Here is an 11,082-nt window from a genome sequence, read left to right on the forward strand (position 1 = left end):
CTTTCGGAGAACCGAGACTGATGGAACGTCAGCGCATCAGAGCGTCGGGCCGGCGGGACGAGGCGGCCGCGCGGGGTCAGGACAGGTGCGGCGCGACCTCGGCGGCGAACCGGGCGATCTGGTCGAGCAGCTCGGCCAGGTCGCGGCTGCGGAAGCGCACCTGGATCTGGTTCGCGCCCTGCTCGCCGTACCAGCGCAGCGACTCGGCGAGCTTGTCCGGGCTGCCGGTGAGGGTGTTCGCGCCGACGTCCCAGCCGGCCTCGCCCACGTAGAGGAGCTCGGTGATCGCGCCGATGTCCAGTCGCTCGTCCGCGCGGCCGAACTCCTCCTGGTAGCGCCGAAGTTCGGCCAGCTGATCGGGGTACGTCGCGCGTGGGCTGCCCTGCGGCAGCCAGCCGTCGCCGTACTTGGCCACCCGCTTGAGCGCGGCGCCGGCCGAGCCGCCGATCCAGATCGGCGGACGCGGGGTCTGCACCGGACGCGGCAGCGCGCCCATGTCGCTGACCTGCCAGCGCTCGCCCGAGAAGGTCACGTACTCGTCCCGCAGCGCGAGGTCGAGCAGTTCCAGTGCCTCGTTGAGCGCCTTGCCCCGGGTCTTGAAGTCCACCCCGAGCATCTCGAACTCGGCCTCGACGTGTCCGGCACCCGCGCCGACGATCGCGCGGCCCTTGGAGATCCGGTCCAGCGTCGCGAACGCCTTGGCGGACATCATCGGGTGCCGGTAGGCGAGAACCGACACGTGACTGATCAGCCGGATCCGCTCGGTGATGCCCGCGAGCCAGCCCAGCGTGGTCATCGTGTCCCACCACTCGGTGCCCATCGCGCCGGCGTGGCTGCGCGGGATCGCGGTGTGGTCGCAGACCGCGATGTACGCGAAGCCGGCCCGGTCGCAGGCCTGTGCGATCTCACCCAGCTCGTCCGGCCCCGAGGTCTCCTCCCAGGCCTCCGCGTACAGCTTGCTCTGCGACTGGATGGGCAGCTGCATGCCGACGTGCAGGGTGCCCGGGGGCAGGATCGCGGCCATGAAAGTGCCTCCGAGGGATCGAGGGAGATCGTTGGACTGTGGCGAACGCGTGTCACATACTCCGATCTAACGGGTCGTCAGACAAGGCCGAAGTACCGCTCCTGGAGGAACCGGACCGTGATCAACACCACCGACCCGAGCATCGACGAGGCCGAGGCGCGGATGCGGCTCGACGTCGAGGAGGACACCGGCATCGCGGTGCTCACGTTGTGTCGACCGGACAAGCTCAACGCGTGGAGCTGGGAGGCGACCCGACAGTTGGGCATCATGGCCGACCGGATCCGCTTCGACGAACGGGTCCGTGTGGTGTTGCTCCGAGCCGAGGGGCGCGCGTTCTGCGCGGGCATCGACGTGACCGCGCCGGGCGGTGCGATCACCGGCCGCTCCGGCGCGGAACGCACCCGCAACTACTACGAGGGCCTGCGCTGGGTGCACGAGCGCTTCCGCGCCTTCGCCCGGCTGCCGCAGCCGGTGATCGCCGCCGTCCAGGGCTACTGCCTGGGCTTCGGCTTCGAACTCGCGCTGATGGCGGACATCCGGATCGCGGCCGACGACGCCAGGTTCGCGCTGCCCGAGGCGCAGATCGGTGTCGCGGTGGACGCGGGCGGCGACATCCGCATCGCCCGCGAGGCGGGCGCCGGCTGGGCCAAACTCCTGTCCCTGACCGGCCGCCGCATCGACGCCGCCCTGGCCGAACGCCTGAACCTGGTCCAGGAGGTGGTCCCGGTGGCAGACCTGGACCACACCGCCCGCGCCCTGGCCGAAGAGATAGCCGCCAACGCCCCCCTGGCCGTCCAGGGCATCAAACGCAGCATCGACACCTTCGCCGACGCCAACCTCGACGCGGCCCTGGGCCTCACCGCCATGTCCGCGGCCCTGACCCTGGTCTCCGAAGACTCGGTAGCCGGCTACGCAGCCAAGGCGGCCCGCAAACCAGCCGAATTCGAAGGCAAGTAAAACCCACCCAAAAGCCCGGCCGGCCCCCAACCCAAGCAACCCACCCAACGCAGCGCGACCGACTCGACCCGGTCAACTCGACCGCCCAACTCGCCCGGCGCAATTCGATCTGACCGACTCGGCCGACGCAATTAGGCGTGACCAAGTCGGCCCGACCAGGACCGCCGGCGCATGCGGCCCGCCCAACTCAGCGCGACCAACTCAGCCAACCCAACCAGCCCGGCCGGCGTTTGAGGCCAAATAGCCCGGCCGGCGCATGAGGCCAAGCAGCCCGGCCGGCGTTTGAGGCCAAGCAGCCCGGCCGGCGCTTGAGGCCACCTCGGCCAAAGGCCAGGCCACCCCAGCCCGGCCGGCGCATGAGGCCAAGCAGCCCGGCCGGCACATGAGGCCAAACCCCGCCCCCGCGTCAGCGGCGAACCGCCTCCTCCGCAGCCCGCGCCCGAAGCTCGAACTTCAACACCTTCCCGCCCGGATTCCGCGGCAACTCGGTGACGAACTCGACCGCCCGAGGCACCTTGTAGTTCGCCATCTCCTGCCGGCAGAACGCGATGATCTCCTCGGCCGTGACCTCCGCCCCCGGCCGCAGCAGCAGGTACGCCTTGCCCACCTCACCCATCCGCGCGTCCGGAACACCCACCACCGCGGCCTCCGAGATCGCCGGATGCCCCGCGAGCACCGACTCGATCTCCGCCGGGTAGGCGTTGAAGCCGCCGACGATGAACATGTCCTTGATCCGGTCGGTGATCCGCAGGTTGCCGTGCACGTCCAACACGCCCACGTCGCCCGTGTGCAGCCAGCCGTCCGCGTCGATCGCCTCGGCGGTCTCCTCCGGGTCCTCGAAATAGCCCTTCATCACGTTGTAACCGCGCACCCACACCTCGCCGGACTCGCCGACGGCGGTCGGCTTCCCGTCCGCGTCCACGGTGACCACCTCGACCCCGGGAATCGCCCGGCCGGACGTGGACGAGACGACCTCGGCCGAGTCGCCCTGCCGGCACATGGTGGCCGTACCGCACGACTCGGTCAGCCCGTACGCGGTGAGCACCGAGTCGAAGCCCAGTTCCTCGGCCATCCGGGTGACCAGGGACAGCGGCACCGCCGCCGCGCCGGTGACCGCCAGACGCAGCGAGGACAGGTCGTACCCGCCCGTCCCCTCGCGCGCCACCGCGTCCAGGAGCGACGTGTAGATCGTCGGCGCGCCCGGCAGCACGGTGACCCTCTCCTGCTGGATCACCGTCATCGCGGCGTCCGCGTCGAAGACCGCCTGCGGGATCATCGTGGCACCCTTGATCAGGCTCGCGACGATCCCGGCCTTGTACCCGAAGGTGTGGAAGAACGGGCTGACGATGAGGTACCGGTCGCCCTCGGTGACACCGACCACCGACGCCCACGTGTCGAACACCCGCAGCGTCTGCGCATGGGTGGTCATCACACCCTTGGGCCGGCCGGTGGTGCCGGAGGTGAAGATGATGTCGCCGATGTCGTCCGCGCCGACGCTCGCCTTGCGGGCGTCCACCTCGGCGGCGGTGATCCGCTCGCCGCCGGCCAGGAAGTCCGCCCACGCGACGCAGTCGTCCGGCGCGGTGTCCGCGAGCACGACCACCCGGCCCAGCTCGGGCAGGTCCGCGAAGGCCCGGCCCTCCGCCGCGCCGCCGGCCGCCCGCCGGAGCATCCCGACATAGGACGAGCCGAGGAAGGTGCCCGATACGAACAGCAGCCTGGCATGCGTCCTGGCCAGCACGAACCTGGCCTCGGCGCCCTTGTACCGGGTGTTCATCGGCACCACGACCGCGCCCGCGGTCAACGCGCCGAGCGCGGACACGATCCACTCCAGCGAGTTCGGCGCCCAGATGCCGACCCGGTCGCCCTTGTCCACGCCCGCCGCGACGACCGCCGCCGCGGCACGCCGGACGCGGTCCCGCAGTTCGCCGTAGCCGACCCGTACATTGCCGTCCACCACGGCCTCACGGTCACCGAAACGGTCCGCCGCGCTGTCCACGAGGGCAGGGATGCTCCCCCACTCAAGGTCCCCTTGCATGATCGCTCCCGGTGAGGCCAGAGGTTGATTGAACCTGACGGTACGTCAGATCATGGCGGCGAGGGAAGCGGCATCACGGCGATCGAGACGCAGACCACCGCGACGTGGTGGTCACCGATGATTGAGGGCTGAGGCATGCGCAAGTTCGAGACGCTGGGCTACGAGCAGGAGAACGGCGTCGCGTGGGTGACGTTGAACCGCCCGGACCGGCACAACGCGTTCGACGTCACGATGATCGACGAGCTGCACACCGTGTGGCGTGAGCTGCGCCACGACGACGACGTGCGCTGCGTGGTGCTCACCGGCGCGGGCGACAAGGCGTTCTGTACCGGCATCGATCGGGGCGTGGACATCCCGCAGCCGTCGTCGCCGTACATGATGGACGACCCGATGCTCCGGATCGGGCCGAAGTTCTCCGACCTGTGGAAGCCGGTCATCATCGCGGTCAACGGGATGGCCTGCGGCGGCGCGTTCTACCTGCTCGGCGAGTGCGAGTTCGTGATCGCGGCGGAGGAGGCGACCTTCTTCGACCCGCACACCACGTACGGCATGGTGTCCGGATTCGAGTCGATGCACCTGGCCCAGCGCATGCCACTGGGCGAGGTCATGCGGCTCACCCTGCTGGGCAACGCGGAGCGGATGAGCGCCAAGCGCGCCTACGAGACGGGGCTGGTGTCGCAGGTGGTGCCCGCCGCCGAACTCCTGGACACCGCGCGCTGGGCCGCCGAGACGATCGCCTCCTACCCGCCGCACGGCGTACAGGGATCGGTCCGCTCGATCTGGGCCGCCCGCGACCTGACCCGCGCACAGGCGCTCACCATGGCCCCGCACATGATCGAACTGGGCAACCTGGACTGGTCCGAGCAGGCCGGCCTGTTCCAGACCCGCAGCAAGGAGTACCGGATCCGCTGAGGGCGCGCCGAGGCCCCCCGACCCGCTCGCGCGGATCGGGGGCTCGGCCGGACGACGGCCGCCCTGTTGCGTCGTCGGGCTGTGGGGCTCGAAGGGCCGTGGTGCTCGTAAGGCCGGGGACCGGAAGGCCGTGGGACCGGAAGGCCGCAGGTCGGAAAACCGTGCGGCTCAGAAGGTGGGCGTGGTCGGGGCCGGCGACGCCCCCAGCAGGTCCGTCGCGACCCGGTCGCGGTGTGCGCCCGTGTCGCCCCACGCGCTGCCCAGCGCCCACGCGCGCTTCATGAAGAGCTGGAGATCGTGCTCCTCGGTGTAGCCGATCGCGCCGTGCACCTGGAGGCAGTTGCGGGCCGCGAGGTCGGCCGCCTCGCTCGCGTAGATCTTCGCCATCGACACGTCGCGGTCCGCCGAGGGCAGGTCGCGGGCGAGCGAGTAGGCCGCGCGCAGTACCACCGGACGGGCGAACTCCAGCCTGATCAGCACGTTGGCCAAGTGGTGCTGGACCGACTGGTGGGTGCCGATCAGCACGCCGCGCTGGACCCGCTGCTTGGCGTAGTCCACCGTCATGTCCAGCATCCGTCGAGTCAGGCCGAGCAGTTGTGCCGCCGCGCCGAGCGCACCGCGGTTCGCCGCACGGGCCAGCGCCCGGTGGGCACCGGAGGCCACCAGGGTCTGGTCGGTCGGCCGGAAACCGACGGTGTGCAGCTTGCGGCTGCGGTCGACCGAGCGTTGTGCGGTGAGCTCGCAGTCGCCCGGCTCGACCACGTGCAGCTCGCCGTTGTCCAGCCCGATCACCAGCAGGTCGGCCGCCGCGGCCTCGACCGCGAGCCGCTGCCCCGGCAGCAGCACCGACGCGGTGGCTTGCCCGGCCGCGATCTTCGCCAACCATCCGGCGTCGGGGGCGAACTCGGCGAGCAGGCCGACCGCGACCGCCGATTCGAGCAGCGGTTCGGGCAGCGCCGCGTAGCCGGTCTCGACCAGCACGGCGGCGAGTTCCTCGTCGCCCATGCCCAGGCCGTCGTACTCCTCGGGGACCACGATGCCGGTCACGCCGACCTTGGCGAGTTCGGCCCAGCGCTCGGAGATCGCGCTGTCGGCGTCCCACGCGGCGCGTACGTGCGCGGTGGTGCACCGGTCGGCGAGGAATTCGCGGACCGTGTCGCGGAACAGTTCCTGGTCTTCGGTGTATGCGAGGCGCATCGTCGGAATCCTTCTACTTCGCTCGGGGCAGGCCGAGGATGCGTTCGGCGATCGTGTTCCGCTGGATCTCGTTGGTGCCGGCGTAGATCGGCCCGCCGAGCGCGAACAGGAAGCCGTCCAACCAGCCGCCGTCGCCGTCGTCCAGCTCGCCCGCCTCGCCGAGCAGGCGCAGCGCGGTCGCGTGCAGCTCGACGTCCATCTCGGACCAGAAGACCTTGTTGATCGAGGAGTCCGCGCCGATCGCGCCGCCCGCCTGAAGCTTGGTGACGGTGCCGAAGGTGAACAGCCGGTACGCCTCGGCGTCCATCCACGCGCGCACCACCGCGTCCCGCTCGGCCGGGCGCGGGTCCCGCCGATACAGGTCCAGCAGCCGGTTCGCCGGTGCCACGAAGCGGCCCGGGCTGCGCAGGTTGAGCCCGCGCTCGCTGCCGGTGGTGGCGATCATGATCTTCCAACCCTCGTTCACCCCGCCGAGCACGTCGGCGTCGGGGACGAAGACGTTGTCCAGGAAGACCTCGGCGAAGCCGGGCTCCCCGTCCAGTTGCGGGATCGGCCGCACGGTCACGCCCTCGGCGGCGAGGTCGACCATGAAGTAGGTCAGGCCGCGGTGGCGCTGCGCGTCCGGATCGGTGCGGAACAGGCCGAACAGGCGGTGTCCGTAGGTGCCCCGCGAGCTCCAGATCTTCTGCCCGTTCAGCAGCCACCCGCCGCGCTCGTCGTCCCGATCGGCGCGCGAGCGCACGTTGGCCAGGTCGGAGCCGGCCTCCGGCTCGGACCAGCCCTGGACCCAGATCTCCTCACCGGAGGCCATCTTCGGCAGGTAGCGGTCCTGCTGCTCCTTGCTGCCGAACTCGAAGACGGTCGGCGCGAACAGGAAGATGCCGTTCTGGCTGACCCGGCCAGGGGCACCCGCGCGGTAGTACTCCTCCTCGAAGATCAGCCATTCGGTCAGGCCGGCCTCGCGCCCGCCGTACTCCCTCGGCCAGGACACCACCGCCCAGCGCGCGTCGAAGAGCTTGCGCTCCCACGCCTGGTGGGCCGTGAAGCCCTCCCGCGTGTCCATCGACGGCAGTGGCTCGGCGGGCACGTTGGCGGCCAGCCAAGCGCGCACCTCCCGGCGGAACTCCTGCTCCTGCTCGGTGAATTCGAGATCCACTGGGCGACTCCCTCGACGGGTGTGAGACCGAGGACACACAGGTCGAAACCCGGTCGGACACGGGTAGCATAACTGACGGGTCGTCAGGTTAGCTGTTGCACGCGGTGTGGCGACACCGTAAGCGGCGTGCGATCGGACACGCGGGCGGGCTTTCGGGCCGACCGGGGTGCGAGCGCGATCGCCGGCCGAACACACGAGGATCAAAGGGGGCCCCAGTGGCCGAGGCATACATCGTCGACGCGGTCCGTACGCCGGTCGGCCGCAAGAAGGGCAGCCTGGCCGGGGTGCACCCGGCCGACCTGGGCGCGCACGCGATCCAGGCGCTGGTCGAGCGCAGCGGGATCGACCCGAACGTGGTCGAGGACGTGGTGTTCGGCTGTGTCGACACGATCGGCCCGCAGGCGGGCGACATCGCCCGCACCGCGTGGCTCGCGGCGGGCTACAGCGAGGCGGTGCCCGGGGTCACCATCGACCGGCAGTGCGGCTCCTCGCAGCAGGCGATCCACTTCGCGGCCCAGGGCGTGATGTCCGGCACGCAGGACGTGGTGATCGCCGGTGGCGTGCAGAACATGAACCAGATCCCGATCGGCGCGGCGATGACCTCGGCCGTGCCGCTCGGCTTCTCCGACCCGTTCTCCGGCTCCAAGGGCTGGGTGGCGCGCTACGGCGACGAGCCGGTGGACCAGTTTTACGGCGCCGAGCTGATCGCGAAGCGGTGGGACATCTCCCGCGAGGAGATGGAGCGCTTCGCGCTCGCGTCGCACGAACGCGCCCTGCACGCGATCGACAGCGGCTTCTTCGAGCGCGAGATCGCGCCGATCGACGTGGACGGCACGCCGGTCTCGGTCGACGAGCCGCCGCGCCGGGGCACCACCTTGGAGAAGATGGCGGAGCTGAAGGTGCTGATGGAGGGCGGCCGGATGACCGCCGCCGTCGCGTCGCAGATCTCCGACGGGGCGGCGGCGCTGCTGATCGTCTCCGAGGGCGCGCTGAAGCGGTACGGTCTCACCCCGCGCGCCCGGGTCCACCACATGAGCGTGCGCGGCGCGTCCCCGATCGAGATGCTCTCCGCGCCGATCCCGGCCACCGAGTACGCGTTCGCCAAGTCCGGCCTGGGCATCGACGACATCGACGCGGTCGAGATCAACGAGGCGTTCGCCCCGGTCGTGCTGTCCTGGATGAAGGACATCAAGGCCCCGCACGAGAAGGTCAACCCCAACGGCGGCGCCATCGCCCTGGGCCACCCGCTCGGCGCCACCGGCGCCCGCCTGATGACCACGCTCCTGCACCACTTGGAGCGCACCGGCGGCCGCTACGGCCTGCAGACCATGTGCGAGGGCGGCGGCCAGGCCAACGCCATGATCATCGAACGCCTGGGCTGACCCGGCGTCGGATCGCCCGACACGCGAAACACCGAAGGGCGCGACCACGGATTCGGTGGTCGCGCCCTTCGGCGGTCGTGCGGTCGCGCCGGGTCAGATCTGCCGCTGGTACACGTGCGGCTCGTACTCGGCCGGGTGCTGCGGCGCCGCGTGCTGCGGGGCGTGCACCCGGGGGATGCGGCTGGGCCACCAGTTGGCCCGGCCCAGCAGGGTCATCAGCGAGGGCAGGATCACGATGCGGACCACGATCGCGTCGATCAGGACGGCGGCGGCCAGGCCGATGCCCATCTGCTTCATGTCCAGCATGCTCAGCGTGCCGAAGACCACGAACACCGAGACCATCACGATCGCCGCGCTGGTGATCACCCCGGCCGAGCCGGTGATGCCCTTCTCGACCGCGGCCTTGGTGGACATGCCCTGCATGGCCGCCTCGCGGATCCGGCTGACCACGAAGACGTGGTAGTCCATCGACAGGCCGAACAGCACCACGAACAGGAACAGCGGCAGCCAGGAGATGATCGCGCCGCTGGAGTCGAAGTCCAGGATGCCCTCGGCCCAGGTGTGCTGGAAGACCACGACCAGGAAGCCGAACGAGGCCAGCGCGGAGAGCAGGTTGATCCCGATCGCGGTGAGCGCCACCACCACCGAGCGGAACGTCACCGACATCATCACGAAGGTCAGCAGCAGCACGAACGCGATCACCAACGGCAGCTTGTCCTGCACGTGGTCGGCGAAGTCCTTGTTCTCCGCCGTCTCGCCGGAGACCGCGAACTCCGCGCCGGAAACCTTGCCGACGGTGTTCGGCAGCACGCTCTCACGCAGTTGCTTCAGCGCCGCCTTGGCCTGAGTCGAGCTGGAGATGTGCGGCACGGTCACGTCCACCTTGAACGCGCGCCCGTCCTTGGAGACCAGCACCTCGACCGGGTCCTGGGTGAACAGCGGGTTGTTCCGGGTCTGCGCGACCGCCCGGTCCAGCGCGGCGCGGGTCTCCTTCTCCTTGCCGACCGGAGCCAGCGCGACCAGGTTGTACGGGCTGTGCTTGCTCGGGTAGGCCTCGGTCATCCGGTCGTAGGTCTGCATCGTGGCCATCGAGCGCGGGAAGTCGTCGCTGGAGGTGTTCTGCAGCTTCATTCCGAAGGCCGGCAGGGCCAGCGCGCCCAGGGCGATCACCGACACCGCGAGGGTGATGGCGGGGTGGTTCAGCGCGGGGCGCAGCAGCGCCTTCCACACGCGCGGCTCGCGGTCCTCGCGGGCGGTCAACCGCCACAGGACCGGAATCCGCGGGCGGTCGATCTTGTTGCCCAACTTGGCGAGCAGCGCGGGCAGCACGGTGAGCGAACCGATCATGGCGACCGCGACCACGATGATGCCGCCGGTGGCCAGGCTGGAGAAGATCGCGTCGTCGGCGATGTACATGCCGGCCATCGAGACGGCCACCGCGATCGCGGAGACCACCACGGCGTGCCCGGAGGTGGCGGCGGCGATCTCGATCGCGTCGATCCGGCCGCGGCCCTTGGCCCGCTCCTCCCGCTCACGCTTGACGTAGAAGAGCGAGTAGTCGACGCCGACCGCCATGCCCATCATCATGATCACGCTGGAGACGGTGCCCCCGTCGGGAAAGACGGCGGAGGCGAGGCCGTACAGGCCGATCGAGGCGCCGACCGCGGAGATGGCCAGCAGCACCGGCACCGCGGCGGCGATCATCGCGCCGAACGCGACCATCAGGATGACCAGCGTCACCGGCAGACTGAACAGTTCGGCCTGGCCGAGGTCCTTGCCGATCTGGTCCTGGATGCCCTTGCCGATCGACGCGTCGCCGATCTCCTCGACCCGCAGGTCCGGGTGCGCCTTCTGGACGCTCGCGGTCGCCTCGAGCAACGGGTCGATGTGGTCCTGGGCCTTGTCCGCCGACCCCTTCATGGTGAGCGGGACCAGCAGCGCGCGCCCGTTGTCGGACGGGATCGGCGCGGCGACGTCGGCGACCTCGGGCAGCGCCCGCAGCTTCGTGGTGACCTCGACGGCGACCTTGTCGGCCGCGGCCCGGTCCAGCGTGCCGTTCTTCGCGGTGATCAGCACGTTCTCGCTCGCGGCGGCGTCGAGGCCGTACTGCCGGGAGATCTCGTCGGCCCGGCCGGACTGGCCGTTGCCCATGTCCGCGCTTGTGGTCTTCTCGGTACCCGCCATGCCCCCGACGACCAGGCAGATGGCGACGAACGCGATCCACATGGTGATCGCCCGCCACGGGTGGGTGGCGCTCCATCGTGCGACGCGAACGGTCGCCGGCTGCTTGGCCATTGTCAGGTCCCCTCGTGTTCCACTGTGTGTCCCGCTGACAGTTCGAGTCTGTCGGCGGGACGCTCGCGGAACACTGCGCCGGGACCCCGATCCGGGGTGGGTCCAGACCCACCCCCGGGTG

At 70.4% G+C, this 11,082-nt stretch carries 8 protein-coding genes; 3 read left to right on the plus strand and 5 right to left on the minus strand.

The window, feature by feature from the left end; translation table 11 throughout:
* Positions 1-76: 76 nt before the first annotated feature.
* Positions 77-1,024, minus strand: coding sequence for a TIGR03619 family F420-dependent LLM class oxidoreductase (locus OG948_RS16130; protein WP_395867007.1), 948 nt, complete (start codon positions 1,022-1,024; stop codon positions 77-79).
* Between the two features lie 117 nt (positions 1,025-1,141).
* Here OG948_RS16130 and OG948_RS16135 point away from each other — a divergent pair, with 117 nt between their 5' ends.
* On the plus strand, positions 1,142-1,981 hold the full coding sequence (locus OG948_RS16135; protein ID WP_406297233.1) for an enoyl-CoA hydratase/isomerase family protein: 840 nt from the start codon (positions 1,142-1,144) through the stop codon (positions 1,979-1,981).
* A gap of 406 nt (positions 1,982-2,387) precedes the next feature.
* On the opposite strand, the gene OG948_RS16140 is transcribed toward OG948_RS16135, so the two are convergent.
* Entirely contained in the window at positions 2,388-4,019 is a 1,632-nt protein-coding gene (locus OG948_RS16140) for a FadD3 family acyl-CoA ligase (protein ID WP_406297234.1), read from the minus strand.
* 135 nt (positions 4,020-4,154) lie between these two features.
* On the opposite strand from OG948_RS16140, the gene OG948_RS16145 reads away from it, so the two are divergent.
* On the plus strand, positions 4,155-4,931 hold the full coding sequence (locus OG948_RS16145) for an enoyl-CoA hydratase/isomerase family protein (RefSeq protein WP_395867002.1): 777 nt from the start codon (positions 4,155-4,157) through the stop codon (positions 4,929-4,931).
* 168 nt (positions 4,932-5,099) lie between these two features.
* Here the strand turns inward: OG948_RS16145 and OG948_RS16150 are convergent, their stop codons facing one another.
* Entirely contained in the window at positions 5,100-6,128 is a 1,029-nt protein-coding gene (locus OG948_RS16150; RefSeq protein ID WP_406297235.1) for an acyl-CoA dehydrogenase family protein, read from the minus strand.
* A gap of 13 nt (positions 6,129-6,141) precedes the next feature.
* Positions 6,142-7,284, minus strand: coding sequence for an acyl-CoA dehydrogenase family protein (locus OG948_RS16155; protein ID WP_406297236.1), 1,143 nt, complete (start codon positions 7,282-7,284; stop codon positions 6,142-6,144).
* A gap of 215 nt (positions 7,285-7,499) precedes the next feature.
* Between OG948_RS16155 and OG948_RS16160 the strand changes: the two genes are divergently transcribed.
* On the plus strand, positions 7,500-8,666 hold the full coding sequence (locus OG948_RS16160) for an acetyl-CoA C-acetyltransferase (RefSeq protein ID WP_406297238.1): 1,167 nt from the start codon (positions 7,500-7,502) through the stop codon (positions 8,664-8,666).
* Between the two features lie 93 nt (positions 8,667-8,759).
* On the opposite strand, the gene OG948_RS16165 is transcribed toward OG948_RS16160, so the two are convergent.
* Positions 8,760-10,961: an MMPL family transporter gene (locus OG948_RS16165; protein WP_406297239.1), complete on the minus strand. Its 2,202-nt coding sequence runs from the start codon at positions 10,959-10,961 to the stop codon at positions 8,760-8,762.
* Positions 10,962-11,082 lie beyond the last annotated feature (121 nt).

Origin of the sequence: Embleya sp. NBC_00888, assembly GCF_045207655.1 — a bacterium.
Classification (GTDB): domain Bacteria; phylum Actinomycetota; class Actinomycetes; order Streptomycetales; family Streptomycetaceae; genus Embleya.

Coding starts and splice junctions, on each gene's coding strand:
- OG948_RS16130 (WP_395867007.1), bottom strand. CDS start 1,024: ATGGCCGCGATCCTGCCCCCGGGCACCCTGCACGTCGGCATGCAGCTG.
- OG948_RS16140 (WP_406297234.1), bottom strand. CDS start 4,019: ATGCAAGGGGACCTTGAGTGGGGGAGCATCCCTGCCCTCGTGGACAGC.
- OG948_RS16145 (WP_395867002.1), top strand. CDS start 4,155: ATGCGCAAGTTCGAGACGCTGGGCTACGAGCAGGAGAACGGCGTCGCG.
- OG948_RS16150 (WP_406297235.1), bottom strand. CDS start 6,128: ATGCGCCTCGCATACACCGAAGACCAGGAACTGTTCCGCGACACGGTC.
- OG948_RS16165 (WP_406297239.1), bottom strand. CDS start 10,961: ATGGCCAAGCAGCCGGCGACCGTTCGCGTCGCACGATGGAGCGCCACC.